This is a genomic window from Actinoplanes siamensis (assembly GCF_016862395.1).
GTDB lineage: Bacteria > Actinomycetota > Actinomycetes > Mycobacteriales > Micromonosporaceae > Actinoplanes > Actinoplanes siamensis.
In genome coordinates, this window is record NZ_BOMW01000020.1 from 176765 (window position 1) to 195773 (window position 19009).

At 69.7% G+C, this 19009-nt stretch carries 21 protein-coding genes; 8 read left to right on the plus strand and 13 right to left on the minus strand.

Features of this window, described 5'->3' with window-relative positions; all coding sequences use genetic code 11:
- Positions 1 to 157: 157 nt before the first annotated feature.
- Positions 158 to 424: an acylphosphatase gene (locus Asi03nite_RS11130; protein ID WP_203678674.1), complete on the plus strand. Its 267-nt coding sequence runs from the start codon at positions 158 to 160 to the stop codon at positions 422 to 424.
- A gap of 91 nt (positions 425 to 515) precedes the next feature.
- Here Asi03nite_RS11130 and Asi03nite_RS11135 read toward each other — a convergent pair whose 3' ends face one another.
- From Asi03nite_RS11135 to ald, 6 genes are all read right to left on the minus strand, one after another.
- Positions 516 to 1823, minus strand: a complete 1308-nt coding sequence (locus tag Asi03nite_RS11135; protein WP_203678675.1) for an adhesin — start codon at positions 1821 to 1823, stop codon at positions 516 to 518.
- A gap of 16 nt (positions 1824 to 1839) precedes the next feature.
- Positions 1840 to 2985: a hypothetical protein gene (locus Asi03nite_RS11140; protein ID WP_203678677.1), complete on the minus strand. Its 1146-nt coding sequence runs from the start codon at positions 2983 to 2985 to the stop codon at positions 1840 to 1842.
- Between the two features lie 362 nt (positions 2986 to 3347).
- Entirely contained in the window at positions 3348 to 4019 is a 672-nt protein-coding gene (locus Asi03nite_RS11145; RefSeq protein WP_203678679.1) for a zinc metalloprotease, read from the minus strand.
- 11 nt (positions 4020 to 4030) lie between these two features.
- On the minus strand, positions 4031 to 4963 hold the full coding sequence (locus Asi03nite_RS11150) for a ParA family protein (protein WP_203678681.1): 933 nt from the start codon (positions 4961 to 4963) through the stop codon (positions 4031 to 4033).
- Positions 4964 to 5063: 100 nt separating this feature from the next.
- Positions 5064 to 5978, minus strand: coding sequence for a site-specific tyrosine recombinase XerD (xerD, locus tag Asi03nite_RS11155; RefSeq protein ID WP_203678748.1), 915 nt, complete (start codon positions 5976 to 5978; stop codon positions 5064 to 5066).
- Positions 5975 to 7090 carry an alanine dehydrogenase gene (gene ald, locus Asi03nite_RS11160; protein ID WP_203678682.1) on the minus strand — a complete coding sequence of 372 codons (1116 nt, stop codon included), beginning with the start codon at positions 7088 to 7090 and terminating at the stop codon, positions 5975 to 5977. Before ald ends, xerD begins: the two co-directional genes overlap by 4 nt.
- Positions 7091 to 7215: 125 nt before the next feature.
- Here ald and Asi03nite_RS11165 point away from each other — a divergent pair, with 125 nt between their 5' ends.
- Positions 7216 to 8421, plus strand: coding sequence for a barstar family protein (locus Asi03nite_RS11165; RefSeq protein ID WP_203678683.1), 1206 nt, complete (start codon positions 7216 to 7218; stop codon positions 8419 to 8421).
- 51 nt (positions 8422 to 8472) lie between these two features.
- Here Asi03nite_RS11165 and Asi03nite_RS11170 read toward each other — a convergent pair whose 3' ends face one another.
- The 4 genes from Asi03nite_RS11170 to Asi03nite_RS11185 all read right to left on the minus strand — a co-directional run bounded on the left by Asi03nite_RS11170 (position 8473) and on the right by Asi03nite_RS11185 (position 11392).
- A complete protein-coding gene (locus Asi03nite_RS11170; RefSeq protein WP_203678684.1) occupies positions 8473 to 8871 on the minus strand; it encodes a PPOX class F420-dependent oxidoreductase in 399 nt (132 codons plus the stop codon).
- Between the two features lie 161 nt (positions 8872 to 9032).
- Complete coding sequence (locus tag Asi03nite_RS11175; protein ID WP_239102612.1) at positions 9033 to 9662, minus strand: maleylpyruvate isomerase family mycothiol-dependent enzyme; 630 nt, start codon at positions 9660 to 9662, stop codon at positions 9033 to 9035.
- 61 nt (positions 9663 to 9723) lie between these two features.
- The gene (locus Asi03nite_RS11180; RefSeq protein ID WP_203678688.1) at positions 9724 to 10125 is read right to left on the minus strand and encodes a VOC family protein; all 402 of its coding nucleotides are present in this window, start codon (positions 10123 to 10125) and stop codon (positions 9724 to 9726) included.
- A 10-nt stretch (positions 10126 to 10135) separates the two neighbouring features.
- On the minus strand, positions 10136 to 11392 hold the full coding sequence (locus Asi03nite_RS11185) for an MFS transporter (protein ID WP_203678690.1): 1257 nt from the start codon (positions 11390 to 11392) through the stop codon (positions 10136 to 10138).
- 342 nt (positions 11393 to 11734) lie between these two features.
- On the opposite strand from Asi03nite_RS11185, the gene Asi03nite_RS11190 reads away from it, so the two are divergent.
- The 3 genes from Asi03nite_RS11190 to Asi03nite_RS11200 all read left to right on the plus strand — a co-directional run bounded on the left by Asi03nite_RS11190 (position 11735) and on the right by Asi03nite_RS11200 (position 13771).
- Positions 11735 to 12736 carry a hypothetical protein gene (locus tag Asi03nite_RS11190; RefSeq protein WP_203678692.1) on the plus strand — a complete coding sequence of 334 codons (1002 nt, stop codon included), beginning with the start codon at positions 11735 to 11737 and terminating at the stop codon, positions 12734 to 12736.
- Positions 12737 to 12915: 179 nt separating this feature from the next.
- On the plus strand, positions 12916 to 13269 hold the full coding sequence (locus tag Asi03nite_RS11195; RefSeq protein WP_203678694.1) for a hypothetical protein: 354 nt from the start codon (positions 12916 to 12918) through the stop codon (positions 13267 to 13269).
- 166 nt (positions 13270 to 13435) lie between these two features.
- A complete protein-coding gene (locus Asi03nite_RS11200; RefSeq protein ID WP_203678695.1) occupies positions 13436 to 13771 on the plus strand; it encodes a hypothetical protein in 336 nt (111 codons plus the stop codon).
- A 77-nt stretch (positions 13772 to 13848) separates the two neighbouring features.
- Here Asi03nite_RS11200 and Asi03nite_RS11205 read toward each other — a convergent pair whose 3' ends face one another.
- On the minus strand, positions 13849 to 14856 hold the full coding sequence (locus Asi03nite_RS11205; RefSeq protein ID WP_203678697.1) for a hypothetical protein: 1008 nt from the start codon (positions 14854 to 14856) through the stop codon (positions 13849 to 13851).
- Positions 14857 to 15108: 252 nt separating this feature from the next.
- On the opposite strand from Asi03nite_RS11205, the gene Asi03nite_RS11210 reads away from it, so the two are divergent.
- Positions 15109 to 15495 carry a hypothetical protein gene (locus tag Asi03nite_RS11210; protein ID WP_203678699.1) on the plus strand — a complete coding sequence of 129 codons (387 nt, stop codon included), beginning with the start codon at positions 15109 to 15111 and terminating at the stop codon, positions 15493 to 15495.
- A 41-nt stretch (positions 15496 to 15536) separates the two neighbouring features.
- On the opposite strand, the gene Asi03nite_RS11215 is transcribed toward Asi03nite_RS11210, so the two are convergent.
- Positions 15537 to 16454: a tyrosine-type recombinase/integrase gene (locus tag Asi03nite_RS11215; protein WP_203678702.1), complete on the minus strand. Its 918-nt coding sequence runs from the start codon at positions 16452 to 16454 to the stop codon at positions 15537 to 15539.
- Positions 16455 to 16649: 195 nt separating this feature from the next.
- Between Asi03nite_RS11215 and Asi03nite_RS11220 the strand changes: the two genes are divergently transcribed.
- Complete coding sequence (locus Asi03nite_RS11220) at positions 16650 to 17240, plus strand: hypothetical protein (protein ID WP_203678703.1); 591 nt, start codon at positions 16650 to 16652, stop codon at positions 17238 to 17240.
- 635 nt (positions 17241 to 17875) lie between these two features.
- On the opposite strand, the gene Asi03nite_RS11225 is transcribed toward Asi03nite_RS11220, so the two are convergent.
- The gene (locus Asi03nite_RS11225; RefSeq protein WP_203678705.1) at positions 17876 to 18070 is read right to left on the minus strand and encodes a hypothetical protein; all 195 of its coding nucleotides are present in this window, start codon (positions 18068 to 18070) and stop codon (positions 17876 to 17878) included.
- A gap of 320 nt (positions 18071 to 18390) precedes the next feature.
- Here Asi03nite_RS11225 and Asi03nite_RS11230 point away from each other — a divergent pair, with 320 nt between their 5' ends.
- A complete protein-coding gene (locus Asi03nite_RS11230; protein ID WP_203678706.1) occupies positions 18391 to 18669 on the plus strand; it encodes a hypothetical protein in 279 nt (92 codons plus the stop codon).
- Positions 18670 to 19009 lie beyond the last annotated feature (340 nt).

The following is a 19009-nucleotide window of genomic DNA, read 5'->3' on the forward strand; positions in this document are numbered from 1 at the left end:
TCCGGGCTCACGTCCCTACCAACGTCACAAGTCACTCACGGTTGCTGGAGATCATCCACCGGCGCCGGCTCCCCCGGCTGCCGCATTCACCAACACCACTTCAACGGTACGCGGGTGAACGCGCTCGCCGGCGAATCGGCTGTCGTAGGGTGACCGCATGGTGCGCACCCGAGTCCTGATCTCCGGCACCGTCCAGGGCGTCTTCTTCCGGGACAGCTGCCGCCGGGTGGCCGTCCAGCGGGGAGTTTCCGGTTGGGTCCGCAATCTCCCGGACGGCCGGGTCGAAGCGGTCTTCGAGGGCCCCGAGGACGCGGTGGCCCAGTTGGTCAGCTGGTCCCGGTCCGGTCCACCGCGAGCCACGGTGACCGCCGTGGAAACCCTCGAAGAGTCCCCGGAGACCCTGACCACCTTCACCATCCGCTGATCCCGGCCCCCGGTCGGCGCTCGAAGGTCCCTCCAACCCCGGACACACCCCTCACCCCGGGCGGCTGGGGCCGAGAGGCGCCTCGCGCGATCTAGTCCTCCCGGGACGCCGGCGGATCGTCATCCGGGGCCGACCCGGAACGCGCCCCAGCAGCACCACCCGGCGCGGAGCCCGATTCCGGCACGGCGGGACCGGCCGGCGCGGGACCGGGACGCGGCGAAGGCCGGCCATACGCGCCCCCGGACCCCACCCCCCAGTCTCCCGGCGGAGCATACGGATCCCCGTGACCACCGGCAGGCGCCCCGAAGTCGGAGCCCGGCCGTTCGAAAGGACCACCCGGCACAGCATCGCCCCGATGCGGGCCACCAGAGAACCCGGGCACACCGGACACCGGCCCGGCGAACGGATCACCGGGCGGCGCGGAAGCCGGCCGCGCGAACGGATCACCGGGCGGCGCGGAAGCCGGCGTTCCCGACACCGAACCACCGGGCGACGCGCCCCCGGGGCCGGCCCCTGCGCCGAACCCCGGCCCCCCACCGGGAAACGGGCCACCGAAATGCGGCGCCGTGGGATGCGGGCCGTACCCGGGCGGCTGCGGCGCCGGAGCGTGCCCGCGCAGATCCTGCACCGGAACCTCGGCCCCGAACGTGGAGGCCAGAGGCACCGAGATCCCCTGCCCCGCCACCTCGGCCCCTTCCCGCACCGCGGCGTGCACCGCCTCCCGCAACGCCCGGACCCGCTCCCCCCGGAGCATCTCCACCGGCCCCGCCGGCCGCCCCGAGATCCCGTTCACCAGGTCCTTCAGGAAAGCCCCGAGCAGGGTCACCCCACGCCGCGTCCGGGACATGTTCCAACCCAGGTAGAGCCCACTCCCGTACGGGAAAACCGAAATCACGACCCGATAGTCGCGGTCGGCGATCAGCAACCGGTTGTTCACCGCTTCCGGTGGCAGCAGATCACTTCGCGTCCGTACGGCGGTCGCCTCCACCGGAACCCCACGCCGCCGCAACGTCCCGTAAATCGCCGCGTAGGCCGAGTCCGCCCCCTGCCACCGGTCCTCCAGCAGCGTCTTCCACTCCGCCACCGGCTCGGTGACCCGGGCCGACAGCAGGACCACCCAGAACACGATGAACGCGAGCAACGACCCCACCGACAGCAGCCCGTCCCCGGGCGAGCTCCCGCTGAACAGGCTCGGCTCGGAGGCGGCGTAGACCAGCAGCGCCAGGAACGCGAAGACGGCCCAGACCACCACCGCCGGGATGGCCGCCCACAGCCACAGCCGGAGGATCGCGCCGACCGTGGCCGGCGCGTCCAGCCCCGTCTCCACCGGGGTGTGCCGCAGGCCCTGCATCCGGTACGCGACGTCACCGTTGCCCGGCCCGTATGCGGGCATGCTCATGATTCCTCCGAAGGTCTCAAATCAGGGACACCTGGATCCCGGTCGGTGTCGCCTGGGCGTTCCCGTTGATCCGGAAAGCGGAGTCGCCGCTCTGCGACTTCGCCGTCCCGGCCTGGTCGGTGTAGGTGGCGTTCCAGTGCACCCGCCCGGCCCCGTCGTCGACCACCTGCACCGCGGCGCCGCTGAACCACATCACACTGTCGGTACGCACGCTGACCTGCGGATATGTCGTGATCGACCACCACACGGTCACCTTCGTGCCGGGCACGTTCAGGCCGAACGGGCACCCGGCCGGCTCTGCCTGCCGGCTGGTGGCGCACTTGTCCAGGGCGGTGCGCACCTGCCGCTGGATGTCCTGTTCCGCGCCCGCGGCCAGTTCCGGCACCCCGAACTGCAGCGGAGCGACCAGGCCCACCACGCCGCCGGCCTGCGCCACCGCTGTCGCCCGGCTCTCCGCGAGCAGGGTATTGCCGGCCGCGACCGCCTCGTACATCCCCGGGAACGCCGCTGTGGCCCGCGCCGCGGCGCCCAGCGCCACCCCGTTCACGGTGACCTGCCGCCCCCGCTGCCCGACGACGCCGAGCAGCACGAACGGCAGCCGCAGCCGCCACGCCGAGCCCTCCTTGACGGCCACCACGTCCTGGTCGACGGTCCGGTCGCCGGCCCGGTAGCTGATCCGGACCCGCCGCGCCTCGGTGCCGAACTGCGAGCCGGCGGCGGTGTCGTCGCCGAGTCGCACGTCCCGCGGGCGATAGCGTCGTTCACCCAGCGCGGTCTTGCTGAGCAGCGGGTAGTTGGCCCGGTCGAACTGACCGGCGGACGCGACCTGACCCAGGGCGCGGGTCGCGTCTCCGGCGGCGAGGGCACCGAAGTAGCGCTCGGCGGCGGCGCGCGGGCTGTCCGCGGAGACCCGCAGCACGGCCGTGACGATCCCGCCGGACATCAGCAGCACCCCGATCACCATCAGAGCGATCAGGACAAGACCCCGCCTGGGTACGACCGGAGCGGGCGGCCCGAGACTCAGCGACGGCCCCGTGGCGGGCGGCGCGGAGGCCGGCGGAGCCGGAGGCGGCACGGCGACCACCGGCGCGGCGCAGTACCCGCACCACGGCTGGTCCGCCGGCACGTCACCTCCGCAGCGGAAGCAGAGGATCTTCTCCATGTCCGCAACTCCTGAGACGGTCACCGCAAGTCACCGGAACGCTATCCGAAATGCCGCGTATCAGTCTCTGAGTTGGCAATCGGTCAGCCTCTGGACTGGTTCGCTTGACCCTGCGCCCGGCCTTCGACGCCGCGCCCGAAGCACAGACCGGCAAGATCCGAGCGACGTGGGCCGTTACCACAAAAGCCTACAAATCACGCAGAACACCACGTGAACCGATCCGCGCACCACCACGCGGCCCGCACGCCGACGGGACCGCGGCGCGAGCCGGCACGCCGGCGAGACCGCGGCGCGAGTCGGCACACCGGCGGAGACCCGACACGGGCCGTGGCCGGGGGTAGCGCCCCGGCCCGCGGCCCAGGCTATCCCCAGACCTGCAGGAACAGGTTGCCGAGAAGGTTGAGGGTGAGCAGGACCAGCGGAGCCCCACCGGGAAACAAGCTGAAGATCAGCAGCAGCAGGACACCGATGTTCTTCTCCTCGAACCACAGGCGCATCCACTGCATCCCCGGCCCGGGCCGACGGAGGGCGTAGTAGAGAATGCCGAAGCCGTCCAGCGGCGGGATCGGGATCAGCGCGAGCAGGCCGAAGGCGAGCAGCCCGCCGCCGAGGGACAGCATGATCTCCTCGGGGTACGAACCGCTGACCCCGTGCAGCACCGTGGCGACGCTGAGTTCGGAGAAGACGCCGGCGTCCGGAGTGGCCAGCGCGAACGCCGCGAGGACCAGCTCACCGGCGAGGATGCAGGCGACCGGGCCGGCGGCGAAGACCGCAGCGGCCCGGCCCCGGCCGCGCCAGCGGGGCACGTCGTCGACGGTGAGCATCTTGCCCCAGCCCATGCCGCCCAAGGCCGCGCCGACCGCGCCGAACGGGTCCAGGTCGTGGCGCAGGCTCGGGGTCAGGGAGTCGTTGCGCGCGGCGAGGCCCGCGGTGCGCGCGGTGAAGCGGATGGCGACGGCGCGCAGCGCGACGCCGCACAGAAAGGAGACGACCAGCGCGACGAACGCGACAGGCGTCCCGAGCGCGAAGAGCACCGGCTGGGAACCTACCCTCGTTCTGCCTGGGCCGCGATAACCTCACGAGCGAGCTGACGGTAGTTGCGGGCGCCGGAGGACGCCGGGTCCAGCGTAAGGATCGGAGCGCCCGCCACGGTGGACTCCGGGAACTTCACCGTCTTGGTGATCACCGTCTGGTACACCTTGTCGCCGAACGCCTCGACGACCCGCTGCAGCACCTGGCGGCAGTGCGTGGTGCGGGAGTCGTACATCGTGGCGAGGATGCCCTCGAGCTCGAGGTCGAAGTTCAACCGTTCGCGGACCTTGTCGATGGTGTCCAACAGCAGGGCGACACCGCGCAGCGAGAAGAACTCGCACTCCAGCGGGATGAGCACGCCGTGCGCGATGGTCAGCGCGTTGATCGCCAGCAGGCCCAGCGAGGGCTGGCAGTCGATCAGGATGAAGTCGTACTCCTTGCGGACCGAGCGCAGCGCCCGGGCCAGCGCCATCTCCCGGGCGACCTCGTTGACCAGCTGGATCTCGGCCGCCGAGAGGTCGATGTTGGCCGGCAGCAGGTGCAGCCCGGCGACATCGGTCTTGATGATGACGTCCTCGGTGGTGACGTCGTCCTGCATGAGCAGGTTGTAGATGCTCAGGTCGAGGTTGTGCGGGTTCACGCCGAGGCCGACCGAGCAGGCGCCCTGCGGGTCGAAGTCGACGAGCAGGACCTTGCGCCCGTACTCCGCCAAGGCGGCGCCGAGATTGATGGTGGTCGTCGTCTTTCCGACTCCACCCTTCTGGTTCGCCAGGGCGATGATCCGCGCCGGGCCGTGCCTGTCGGTCGGCATCGGCTCGGGAATCGGACGGCGCATCGTGTACGCCGTGGGGTCGGCCGGACCGAGGTCGGCGCCCAGATCCAGGGAATTCTGCTGATCGCGGAGCGCGGTAGTCCAGGCCTCCGCACGGTCGCCGTTCCCTGACATCGCCCTCGCCCCCTCCCGGCTCGAAGCCCGACTGTACGCCACACGCGCCGTCCCCTCGGGGTCAGCCGTTCGGCGTGTCGCACCTATGGGTGCGTAGCTTCTAACGAGCGCGCGGATGAGAGGTCGCGTAGACCTCTCGCAGACGCTCGACGGTCACCAGGGTATACACCTGCGTCGTGGTGACCGAGGCGTGTCCCAGCAGTTCCTGCACGACCCGCACGTCGGCGCCGCCGTCGAGCAGATGCGTGGCATAGGTGTGACGCAGCGTGTGCGGGCTGACCGCGTAGGGGCCGTCCACCGGCAGGCCCGCCTCGGTGGCGCGGCGGTGCAGCACGGTCCAGGCGCTCTGCCGGGAGAGCCGGCCCCCCCGGGCGTTGAGGAAGACCGCCGGGGTGCCGCGACCGGCGGCGGCCAGGGACGGCCGGGCCCGTACCAGATAGGCCCGCAACGCGGTCCTGGCGTAGCCGCCCACCGGGACCAGCCGGGTGCGCCCGCCCTTGCCGCGCAGCAGCGCCGCGCTCGCCTCGCCCAGCTCGAGGTCGTCGATGTCGGCGCCGACCGCCTCGGAGATCCGTGCGCCGGTGCCGTAGAGGAACTCCAGCAGCGCGCGGTCGCGCAGGCCCAGCGGGGTGTCCTCGGCCGGCGTCGCGAGCAGCCGGTTCACCTGGTCCACGTCGAGCGCCTTGGGCAGCCGCCGGGGCGGGGCCGGCGGGCGCACCTCGGCGGAGACGTCGTGCGGGACCAGGCGCTCGCGGACGGCGAACCGGTGCAGGCCGCGCACCGCGCTGATGGCCCGGGCCGCGGACGACGAGGCCAGGCCGCCGTCCCGCAGCGACGCGAGGTGGCCGGTGACGTCGTCCGGGCGCACCTGGGCCAGGTTTTCGATCCCGGCGGCGGCCAGGTGCTCGGCGTACCTGTGTAGATCGCGGCGGTACGAGGCGAGCGTGTTGCGGGACAGCCCGCGTTCCACGCCGAGATGGTCCAGATAGGCCTGGATCGCCCGATCGGGTGTCAGTGCAGCACCTCCGTCAGCGATGTCACCGGCATGGCGTGCGCGTCGGCCACCGGCCCGTAGACCACGCCGCCGTCGTACGTGTTCAGGCCCGCGGCCAGCGCCGGGTCGCGCCGCAGCGCCGCGCGCCAGCCCCGGTTGGCCAGTTCCAGAGCGTACGGGAGGGTCACGTTGGTGAGCGCGTAGGTGCTGGTGTGCGGCACCGCCCCGGGCATGTTCGCGACGCAGTAGAACATCGATCCGTGCACCCGGTAGGTCGGCTCGTCGTGGGTGGTCGGCCGGGACGCCTCGAAGCAGCCGCCCTGGTCGATCGAGATGTCCACCAGGACGCTGCCCGGCCTCATCCGGGAGACCAGCTCGTTCGAGATCAGGGTCGGGGCCTTCGCGCCGGGCACCAGGACCGCTCCGACCACCAGGTCGGCGTCGAGCACGGCACGTTCGATCTCGTACGCGTTGGAGGCGACCGTCTGCAGATGCCCCCGGTAGTCGGCGTCGGCGGCGCGCAGCCGGACCACGTTCTTGTCCAGCAGCAGCACCTGGGCCCGCATCCCGAGCGCGATCGCGGCCGCGTTCATCCCGGAGACGCCGGCGCCGATCACCACCACCTTGGCGGCGTACACCCCGGGCACGCCGCCCATCAGCACGCCGCGCCCGCCGCCCTGGCGCATCAGGTGGTACGCCCCGACCTGCGGCGCCAGCCGGCCGGCCACCTCGGACATCGGGGCCAGCAGCGGCAGCGAGCGGTCCGGGAGCTCGACCGTCTCGTACGCGATCGCGGTCACCCGCCTGTCGATGAGCGCCTCGGTGCACTCCCTGGACGCGGCCAGGTGCAGGTAGGTGAAGAGCACCTGGCCGGCGCGCATCCGGTGGTACTCGCTGGCCACCGGCTCCTTGACCTTGAGGATCAGCTCGCCCTCGGCCCACACGCCGTCGGCGTCCGGCAGGATCGTGGCGCCGGCCTCGCGGTAGTCGGCGTCGGTGATCGACGAGCCGAGGCCGGCGGAGCTCTGCACGAACACGTCGTGCCCGGAGCGGGTGAGCTCGAAGACGCCGGCCGGGGTGATGGCCACCCGGAACTCGTTGTTCTTCACCTCGGTGGGAATGCCGACTCTCACATCTTCTCCCTGCGTCACCGCGACGTTGCGCTGCGCCATATGTCCTTATCCGCCGCAGACTACCCCGGTTCATACGCACTGATCCCCATGTCCGGGGCAGGACCGCGAACCGGTACGGTCGCCCGATGACCGGCTTTCCCTGGCTTCTCGTCGACCAGAACATCGACGACGGCGACGCGGTGGTGGCGGCCTGTGCCGACATCGACGGCCTCTTCGCCGACCCGGGCGAGCCACCGGTCGAGCGGTACACGTTGCAGGGCTGCGCCCCGGCCGGCGCGCTGCGCGCGGCGTGCGACGGATTCGGCGATTCGTGGCTGGGCAATATCGGTCTGGAAGCAATCCACCGGGCCGACTCCAAACACCCTCGCGAGTGCTGGGAGTGCACCGAGGAGCTGCTCGACCTGACAGTGGTGGACGTGCGCCCGGCCGGGTTCGGGGTCTTCGACGTGACCCTGGAGGGCCGCCTGCGGATAGATCCCGAGCACCGGAAGCGGCGCCGCGGGCCGGACCGGGCGCCGGAGGCCGACGGGTACGTGCTGACCGGCATCACCGGCGAGGGCGAGGAGAAGTTCGGCACCTGCCAGGACGTTTCGGGAGTGTTCCGGCCCAGGCCGGCGGTGCCGCCCAGGCCGGCGACGCTGATCGGCTGCCGCCCCGAGCCGCGCCTGCGGAGGGCCATCGAGGCGTTGCAGCGGGGCGCCGCGCGGCACCGGCGGATGATCATCGCGTCGATCTACAGCGTCGCCGACGACGGGACCGCCACGCACATGCTGGACAGCGGGCTGGGCGCCGAGGTCGCCGACGTGCGGCCTTCGGTGCTCGGCGACTCGCTGCTCGACGTGACGTTCGAGAGCACCTACGGGGATGCGATCAAAGGCGGACGTCCGAGCGGCGCACGGGAGATCTGGGAGCACTGGCGCGGCGGGCGTCCGGAGGAGCCCGGACTGTGGGCCGCGTTCCCGCCGGCGCTGCGGCACGAGTGGGCCGGGGCGGCGCTCGCCCACCACCGGCCGGGACCGGACCGTCCCTCCGGGACGACCTACCACCTCGACGGCCGGCACGTCACCGACGAGGACGGGTTCTACTGCGCGATAGGTGAGGCGATCAACGGCCCGGGCGGGTACTTCGGGTGGAACGCCGGGGCGCTGCACGACTGCCTGCTCGGCGACTGGGGTGCGGCGCCGGGGTTCCGGCTGGTCTGGCACGACTCGGCGGTGGCGCGCAGCCACCTGGTGCCCGGGTACGACAGGCGCGACTGGTGCCCGGCGGTGACAATGGACCACCTGCTGGCCTGGCTGGCCGAGGACGGGGTGGACGTCGAGCTGCGCTGATCCGTCCGGGCTCCGAAGGTGCGCCCCCTGAACCCCCCGGCGGCGTCGCGATCAGGCGCTGAGGACGTCGCGCTTGTGCACGGTGAGCCGGTGCGGATCGCGGTCCGGCTCGTCCAGCCCGAAGGCGAGGATCCGCCGCGGATGGATCCGGATGATCGCCTCCGGCTCGGTGATCGCCTCGCCGCGCCCGCGGATCTCCAGGCAGCGCACCCGCCACGGATCCGTCGACGGTACGTCGTCGACCACGAACGCGACCTTCCCGTTGTCCGCGACGTTCCGGAACTTCCGGCTCGCCGCCATGTTGTGGCCGCCGATGTCGATCGTCCGCGTCTCCGCGTTCCACCGGAACCCCACCGGGTTGACCTGCGGTGACCCGTCCGGCTGGACCGTGGCCAGCCGGCCCAGGATCTGCCCCGCCAGATACTCGATCTCGACCGCGCTGAGTGTCATGCCGACAGTCTGCGACCTCGACCTTGGTTGAGGTCAAGCCGGCCGCGGAGTGCCCTCTCCCCGCGGCCGGACGAGCCGTTCGTGGGCGGCGAGCCGTTCCAGCTCACGCCGGCGGCGGTGACGTGGGCGCCGGACCGGGCCCAGGTGGCGCCCATGACGGCTCAGGTGATGCGGGCGCGCAACGCCGCGACCCCGCTCCCGGACAGCTCGTCCAGCACCACCGGGCGGCCGGTCAGCGCGAGCAGCAGCGCCTCGCCGGTGCCCCGCACCGTCAGCAGGCCCTGGCCAGCCGCCCACTCCAGGTCGTCGGCGATGAACCGCAGGCCGTCCAGCCGGCCCCTCGGCACGAACGAGCCGCGCGCCCGGGGACCGAGCAGGAACTCCAGGGACAGCAGCATCCGCTCCGGCACCAGGTCGCGGGCCAGCCCGAGCGGGCGGCAGATGTCCTGCCCGTGCACCTGCAGATCGGTGAGCTGGCCGAGCGGACTCACCAGCCGGGGGTTGAAGGTGAACTCGGCGTTCATCCGCAGCTGCCGGCCGATCTCCTCCGCGGTCAGGTCCAGGGCCAGCTCGCGGACCAGCTCGGCGTTCGCCCGGTGCACCCGGAAGCCGTGCCGGACCACCGCCGGCACGATCCGGCGCGCCCCGAAGATCCACGGCGCGCACAGGTGGGCGGCGACGTCGTGCACCGTCCAGCCCTCGCACAGGCTGGGCGCCAGCAACTGGCCCGGCTTCAACGACTCGATCAGCTCCGCCATCCGGTGCCGCTCATCGGCGATCATCGCGAGCATGTCCACGGTGGACAAGTTACCGTGCGAAACCGCCCGGCTACCCGGAATCGGGGGTGCCGAATTACTCGACGAAGACGCAGAACGTGTGACCCGCGGGGTCGGCGTAGACCCGCAGCGGCTCGTCCGGGTCGTCGCTACGGTCGAACCGGAGCGTGGCGCCCAGGCTCAGCACGCGCTCGTGCTGCCGGTCCAGCTCCGCCACCGAGTCGACAGTCAGGTCCAGGTGCAGCTGCTGCGGCACCGTCCCCTCGGGCCAGGTGGTGGGCCTGAGGTCGGCGTCCCGCTGGACGGCGAGCCGCACCCCGTCGCCGGTCAGGACCAGCCAGTCGGGCTCCGGATCGCCGCCCGCGCCGGGCTCGTCGCCGGGCCGGTACTCCAGGCCGAGCAGATGATGGTAGAACTCGGCCAGGCCGCGAGCGTCCGGCGCGTCCAACACGATCGACCGCAACTTCGGGAAACCCATGCTCCCCTTCCTACCCCAGCCGCTGGCGGCTCTCACGCGGCGTCATCCGGGGAGTCCGCTCGATCCAGGACATCACCGGGCGTACGGCCAGGGCGCAGCCGGCGAACACCGCACCGGCCGCCCACCAGCCCCAGCCGCCGCCCTGGATCACCAGGAAGGTCAGCCCGGCCGGTCCGGCCATCCGGGTCACGCCCTGCACCGACCGGTCCAGGCCGGTGTAGAGCCCACGCCGGGCCGGCGGCGGGATCTCGGTCTGCACGAACCACTGCGCCGCCGAGATCCACAGCTCGGTGCCGGTGAACAGGACGACGGCCAGGACCAGCAGGACGACTGTCGGCCAGCCCCGGGTCAGGCCGGTGGCCGCCGCGACCGGGCAGGCCAGCGCCGCGCTCAGGGCCGCGACCCGGGTGAGCCGGACGACGCCGGGCATGGTGCCGGCCGAGCGGGTGGCACGCACCTGGAACACCACCGCCAGCACGGTGTTCAGCGCGACCAGCCCACCCAGGACCGGCTTCGGCACATCGGTCCTGGTGATCACCCAGAGCTGCAGCACGTCGTTCCAGAGGATCACGTGCAGCCAGAGCACCCCGAAGATCACCGAGCCGGCGGCGTACGGCAGGTCCCGCAGCACCGCCCACGGGCCGGGCCGCGGCCCGGCCGGGACGGCGGCCGGCGCCACCGGCGGCAACCGGGTCACGAACGCCGCGTTGGCCGCACAGGCCCCGGACGCGATCAGCACCAGGAGCAGCAGCCCGGTCCGGGAGTCCAGGGCGAGCGCGCCGGCGCCGAGCCCGGCGCCGGCGGTCCAGCCCACGTTCAGGTACGCCCGGCTGAACGCCAGCACACGCACCCGGTCCCCGGGCGGGACCGCGGCCGCCGTATACACCACCCGACCGGCGACGGAGAGCGTCTCGGCCGCGGTCTGCAGGCACATCAGCAGCAGGAACGGCCAGAACTCGCGGGCCAGCGGGTACGCCGCGAACGCGGCCGCCCGGACCGCCGCGCCGGCCGCCCAGGCCCGCCGGCCGCCGAGCACGTCGGCGAGGTGGCCCAGCGGCATCGAGCCGATCAGCGCGGTGAACCCGGCCGCGGAGAGCCCGATGCCGATCTGGACCGGGGTGAGCCCGGCGTAGAGGCTGTAGAAGACGACGCTGCCGGCCAGGAACGTGCCGGTGCCGGCGCCCCAGAGAGCGTTCTGGGCGGCCAGCATCCGCGGCAGGCCGGCCGGCGGCAGGACCTTTCCGATGAATCCCCGTATATCCCGCATCGAGGTACATCGGACCATCCCTCATCAAGAGTAATCAATACTTGACTTATCCGGTCGCCGCCAAAAGTCGCGAGCGGCGGGATCACGCGCCCGCGGGCGCGGTTCTCCGGCGACCTTAGCTTGTCGTTTAACCTCCCGATCCACCCCGACGCCGCCGCAGACGAGATCACTGCGTCATGAAGGGCGACTACGGTGCGTGCCGCCTAGCGTGCTGGGCGCGGGCGACGACGGGATCCAACGCGCGTTCTCTGCGGCAGATCAGTGCGTTCAGCGGTCGCAGGCCGTGGCGGCGCGGTAGTTCGACCGATTTCCTCTGAACTCGGGGCTTTAAGATCCACCGCTATGGCTCGCACCACGCCCCCGCGTCCCCTCGACATCACCGAGCTTTTCCCCGGATTGAGGGAACACTCGACCACCGCCACCCGCCTGCACCCCCGGCCTGGCGCACCGACCGTCACGGACAGCTCGGTCGGCGGCCCGCTGCTGTGGCCGGCAGACGAGGTCTGGCCGGTCTGCGACGACGCCGGGGCACACGAGCCGTACAACTTGACCACCCCGGCCGCCGAGCGCCGCCGGCGCGAGATTTTCGCGGCCGCGAACGCCAGGGCCCCGCTGCCGGACGGTGAGTTCCTGACCGCCGAGGAACGGGCCGAACTCGACGCGGCCGACGCCCTGGACCTCGACGAACTGATCGAGGATCCGATCCCGCTGGTCCCGGTCGCGCAGCTGTACCGCCACGACATCCCGGACTACGCCGGCCCGGACGGCACCGACCTGCTCCAGGTGCTGTGGTGCCCGGTTGACCACTCGGACCGGCACTACAGCCCTCGTGTCTTCCTCTACTGGCGCGACAGCTCCGCCATCGGCCCGGTGCTCGCCATGCCGCCCGAGCCGCCGGTGATCAGCGACATGTACCTGCCGGTTGCGTGCGTGGTGCAGCCCGAACAGGTACGCGAGTATCAGTACGCCGATCTGCTTCCTGACGACCTGCGTGAGCGGCTCGATGCGTGGGACCCGGATGACGAAGACGAGGATGAGGACGGCCGTCCTAACTATCAGAACGACCTGTCGCTCGCACCGGGCTGGAAGGTCGGCGGGTACGCGAACTGGTCACTGACCGACCCGCACCCCATGGATTGTGCTGTTTGCGGCACCGGGATGATTTTGATCTTCACAGCGGCCTCAGCCGATTGGAACGGTATGGATTGCAGCTGGCGCCCGCTGGAAGAGGATTCGGACTCGTCTCCGGACACCGTCGGCGTGCAGATCGGGCGTGGCTACTCGCTGTATACCTTCCGCTGCCCCGAATCCTTCGATCATCCCCCGGCCACTGCTATGCAATAGCGTTTACTACCACCAGAGCTTGCAGTCTTCGAACGCACTCAACTCGGCACGAGCGCGCATCGAGGGCGCCGACGCCTGCGTCACAGCGCGTAGCCGCTCCCGCGACCGGCGCGCACGCTCGGCGGCAGATTTCGGATGCCGTGGCATGGGCCTTACGCCACTGCTCGTACGGTGATCACGTGGAACCACCGACCCCGAGATCGCTCGTCGCCTTCGTGCGCGCCGTGGCCGTTCTGGCGCTACCGGCAGAGGCACAACTGGCGTGGGTCGGTCAGCTACTCCACCAGGACATTCCTCTCGCCGACGAGCTGGCGTTGGAGTTCGACGATGGTCTCCGGCTCGTCCCGACATTCATCGAGCGGGGCTGGATCAGCGCCTCGGCACTGCCCGTGTTGACCGAGCTGGAGAACCAGCTCAGAGCCATGAGTGGCGAGCAGAACGCCAGCCTTTGGGAGCCCGACGCCGTGACGAGTCGCCCAGAGTGGCATCGCGTCAGAGTATTGGCGCGAGCGACCTTGACTCAACTGGGCTGAAGGAGCCCAACGCGCGATATTGCCATGATCGGATGCACTCAACTCGGCAAGAGCGCGAGTCAGGCGGAGCCGGGCGTGCTACACGCAGCGTGACAGAGCGCGGGGCGTCGACGTGCGCGACCTGCGGCAGGAAGTACGTCCCTCGAGGATAGGGCACACTCCGAGGGTGGATATGCAAGGAGCCTGGTTTTCGGTCCGATGCCTGTTCCGGCTTGATGCGGAAGCGCCCGCGACGTACGAGGAGCGGATAACGCTCTGGCGTGCATCATCGCCCGAGGAAGCGGTGACCTTGGCCGAGACTGAGGCCGGCGAGTACGCCGCCAACGTGGCGGGCGAATATCTCGGCTTGGCGCAGGTCTACTCCCTGGCCGACGAACCCGGCGATGGGGCCGAGCTGTTTTCCCTGCTCCGCGACAGCCGACTCCAACCGGCCGCGTACCTCGATGCGTTCTTCGACACCGGTGATGAGCGCCAAGGCCCCATTGAAACTTTCGAGGGTTAGCAGCACGGCGTTGGGCTGGCCGGTGCGCGACCGATCAGCGGCAGATGAGTATTGCGGTAGTTGCGTCGGTCGTGAACCTACTGAAGGTTCTGTCGAATGGGGGTGTCAGGGCACGTCAGGCAGACGAAGATGCGGAGCCGGCGGCCTACGGAAACGCCAGTGGGCTCGTGAGCGGCCTTCCATTCCGGGTCGATGTGCGAGGGTTGCAGATGGGACTCCTCGACCGGGAGCCAGGCGCCGCCGGCGCCGGATTCGGTCGGGTCCAGCGTTAGCAGTAGTTCCATCGATTGGTGGCAGTGCGGGCAGTCCATCGGAATCGGATCGCTGACCTCCCAGTTCGGGCAGCCTCCGACTTTCCATCCCGGCGCCCGCGACGCCGAGTAATAGCCGTGCTCACCGAAGCGGCGCGTGTCGTCGAAGGCGCGTATCCGGCGTCCGAGCTCATCCGGTAGCTCGCGCCACCAGGGATACTCGGTGATCTGTTCGGGATGCAGTACACACGGACGCGGCAGGTAGTCCTCGTCGCTCACGACGAGGGGTGCGGGTGGCGCGTCGAGCGGGTCGACCACGCTCGACGCCGTGCGCCATTTCAACAGCACCGGTGGACCCGTCGGGCTGTCGCCGGGGTGCTCGTTGGGGCACCACAGCACCTGCAGCACATCGGTGCCGGCGGGGCAACGGAGATCGGGCACATCGGCGGCGTGGAGTTGCGCTAACGGCACCAGCGGGCTCCCGGCCGGCTCCGACACGACTTCGGTACCCAGCACGACCGTGCCGGCCTCGGTCGTCCGGACTCCGGCGAACCCGGGAACCTGCTGCTCCAGCGCAACCAGCGTTTCGGGGCCCGGCATCATCAGCATCGCGGCGACCTGCGGCGGCACCGGGATCTCGGTCCGGATCAGATGCGGTCCGGGACAGGTCGGCCACGGCTCATGCTGTGGCCACAGCAGCATCCCCCCGACATGGCTGCCCGACACGCTGGGTACCCCCGGCCGCGGGTGCAGCCGCGTCGCGGTGCGCGCGTACGCCTCGATGCCGGGGAACAACCGTACGAGGTCAAGCGGGGGCAGAGATGTCAGCGGCACGCGGGGGAGCATACGTACCCCCGAATTGAAGGCGTCAACACTCAACGTCGATGTACGTCCGTTTAGTCCTCCCTCTCGCAGTAAGGGACGCTATGCCCGCTTCCCGATAGCCAAGGATCTCCCGGCGCTGAGGCCAGTTATCGGAAGGTAATTGATCGCAGGGCCGCCAGCATGCCCGGTCGGCGGCAGATCCGGTTATGCCGGCTGCTGCGTTCGGCAGCCAACAAGACAATGGCACGACATCATGGGTCCGTGCCATTTCGCCCGCCGCCTGGCCGCGCCGCACCCGATCCGCGTCTGGACCCTTACCGCGAAAGAGCCGGCGCGCTGTTCGACCAGGGCGAGCAAATCGGGGTCGTGTATCTACGCATCGATACCTTCTGGCGCCAGACTGGCGGGCACCTGTGGTGGCGACGCTGGTCGGAGCCGAGTGAGCAGGTGCAGGGGTACATCGAATTCAACGGCGGCGGATTCGATGACTTCTACCAAGACGCGGGCACCATGGTCGCCGAGATCGGCGACTGGGGACACGGCCGTTTTCCCTACCGCGGCGAGGCTCTACAAGTCCGTTGGCTCGATGACGAAGAGTCACGCCAGGTGCGGGTCTCTACCTTTGGCTTGGACGACCTGCAGGCATAATCGGCTGCGCCGATCTCGGCATGGTCGTGTGTTGATCGTGACTACGTTCCGGAGGCCATGAAGGCTGCCAGGATGTAGTTCGGGTGGCGGTCGAGGTTCTTGCGGGCCCGGTCGTAGCGGATGGTGGTGCGCGGGTCGGCGTGGCGGGCGGCGATCTGGACGTCGCGGAGGCTGACGCCGGCGTCGAGCATGGTGGTGACGAAGGTGTGCCGCAGCATATGCGGGTGCATCTTCGGGATCCGCAGATCGGCGGTTTCGGCCAGGTGCCTGAGCCGCCGGGTCGCCGCGTGCCGGTCCATGCGTCCGCCGCAGGTGTTGCGCAGGATCGGGCCGTCGTCACGCTCGTCGACGGCGCGATCGATCGCACGAGCCACCGCTGGAGGCAGCGGGACAACAACGACCTTGCCACCTTTGCCGCGAACCTTCAGCACGCGGTGCCCGTGTTCCTCACCGAGGTCGGCGATGCTCGCGCCACAGGCTTCGAAGATCCGCAGCCCGAGGAGGCCCAGCATGGCTATCAGCGCGAAGTCGTTGATGTTGGACGACAGCCGGGCGGCAGTGATCATCGCCTCGAACTGGAGATGGCTCAGGCCCAGCGTGGGCGATTCGGGTGGGACGAGGGGCCGGCGGACGTAGTCGGCCGGTGAGTGCGACAGGATCTGGTCGATGACGCAGACGCGGTAGAAGCCAATCACGACCGACAGCCGCCGGGACACCGTCGACGGCTGGTAGCAGCGGACATCTTGTAGCCAGCGCACGTAGCGCTCGATGTCGACCCGTGCTGCTTGTAACGGGTCCAGTGGCTGGTCAGCCGACCAGCCAAGGAAGACTTTGAGGTCGGAGCCGGTGTGCGTCCGCGATTGACCGCGGTACCGGCCGAGGTAGGCGGCGACCGCGGCTGCCAGGAGCCGTGGGTCGCAGGTGGTCGGGGTGGGCTGGGGCGCGGTTGAGGTCGTCATACCGCTCGCTTCGACCGGCCGGCGCCTGCCCTGACAGTTCAGAGCGGCGCCTACCCTGTTCATGTGCCGGGCAGCGGTGCACCTTCGTGCGGTTCTCTCCCCGCGATGACCGCTGCTCGGCATCTGATCCTCTCGTACGACCATCACGCTCGGGGCGGCAGAAGAGGGCGTCCCGTGGCCGCGATCCTTCATAGGGTGTTCCGGCTGGCGGTATTGTGCGCGGAATCATTTGAGAGGCGGAAGACCTTGGGCGTGGTCGTCGAGGCCTACAGCAGGCTGGCGTACGTCGGTGCGCACGTCACGTGCTGTTTGAAGGACAACCATAATGCGGGCTATGCCGGCCGTATGGTCCCCGGGCACGTACTGTGTTGCTCAGAGACCGACCACCTGCAGGCCTACGCCGATGCTGCGTTCTCGGCGTCGTTCCGGGGGATTCCGGTCGTCGGCCAAGGCGCGTTCCTCGCTGGCGGCTGCTATGCCGTCACTGCACGAACGGAGGAGTTCGAGGCCTGGTCCGGTTCGTCTACCAGGTACGGGTACTGGCGGGCTGATCTGCAGAAGCAGTTCAATCCGGAGCTCGACCCGGACGGCCCGTTCTACGAGTTGATCTGGTTCTCTGACTGCGAGGGCACCATCGGTTCGGAGGCCGCGGTAGATCTGCTGGCCGATTTCCGGGAACACTCGTCGACGTACCGGCCGCCGTACGAGTGGTACGGGGAGACCTTTGAGGCCTTCACGCGTGCCTGTTCGCTCGCCGCGGACAGCGGCCTGATCGACTTCTGGTGACATCTCGATACCTACCGGCCGGGGTTGCGGGGGGATCAGCGATCGGGTGTGACGACCAAGCACAGGACGCGCCGACGGCCGATGGTCGACACGGAGTGATCCGCCAACTTCGGTGGAGAACCACCGATATGCGGCAAATGAGTACGCTGTCACGGTGCCAGATACGGATCTCGCGCGAATCAGTGGCACGTGACAGGCTGCATCAGTGGCAAGCGACACCGACTTGAGGTTCCGACCCGACGGTAGGGATTCGGCCTGGTCATCTGACTGGACCCCGGTCGTCTTCGGCGATGAGCCGCGCCAGCTGGAAAGCCTAACTCAGTCGGCCTTCATTTGGTGGAACTTCATGACCTATACGGAGTTTTGGCTGGGTGGCGTCGACTTCAGTGAACGTCAGGCCCCCGTCTGCCTCCTAGACTTTGTCCTGATGTTGCAGGCGGCGAGAAGCATTGGGCGGCAAGAGGGAACCGCGGTAATGGATTTATCGGACCGCGCCGAGGAGTGGGTGTTCACAACTGCGTCCGGCCGGGTCAGACTGCGTACCCGGACCCGGATCCGCGACGGTTGGCGATTCTGGCTGGGCCGGCGGAATGGCCACCTCCCCGCCAAGGCGGAGTCATCCCCTCTATCCGCCGTTATTGCGAAATCTCCTCCACACGAACACGCCGACCTCGGTCCTCGGGGGCTTCCGCCTTCCTGTCCCGCTTGCCGCCAGACGACGACGGGTCGATCGACACCGGCCCGCTGGTAAACACCCACTCGATGAGGTGCCAACCCGCCCTCGCAGCAATGCCGATCCCGCGCCACACCAACTCGACCACGTCACCCATGACCCAAAGTTAGCCAACCCATGCCAAGCCAGCAGATCAGCGGGAAAGGGCAGTGATGACCAGCTACCAGCGGATTTACGACCCGTCCGGCGCCCTCCGCGGCGGAATGCCCACTCAACCGTGGGCCACCACACCCGAGGATCGGCACACCCCCGGCCAGTTGCGCATGCACTATTCGGCAGGACAAGGCGCCGGTCGGTCACCGCCAGCCACCGGCCGTGACGATGGCGGTCGGCCCGAGCGCGGACGGCGGCAGATCAGTGCGTTGGGCCGCCGTACCGAACAGGGCCAGCATCACGACCGAGATCTAGGCTGACGGCATGGTCGACTGGAGCGAGGAGGAGTACGTCGAGTGCCTGCGGGAGGAGCGGCGCCGCTTCGCGTGGGTGATGCAGCATTACGGGAATCTTGATGCGGTCCAGGCCGAGATGGCGGCGGAGAAGCGGTACCCCTTCGAGGCGAGCGCTGCGCCCTATCGAGGACTTATCTTCCATGACGAGGCATGGCATTGGGCGATGCTGGCCATTCACGGAGACGCGTACTGGGTCTCGCACCCGCATCTCGCTGAACCGCCGGCTGAATACGAATCGCCTGATTGAACGCGCGCAGCTCGTGCTCAGTGACCAGCCAGTCCACAACCCGGAGGCACACCGGACGAGTGCTTCAGTGGCGATTTCGGTGTGCACTCTCTTCGGCACGAGCGTGCGCCGGTAACCCAACAGCCGAAGTGAGGGAATGGTCACCCACCGTTACCTAATGTGCTGGGCAGGGTCTCTATACGAGGCCGGCTGAGGCCGTCCCTGCTGGAGCCGGTTCGGCTCCGTCATGGCCGCGCCGCAACTCACTAACGATCTCCCGCCACGAAAATCTTGCCAGAGCCGTTCCGGTACAGAGCCAGGTACGCCACTGTGCAGAGGCCTGGGCGTCGCCTTGCTAGTG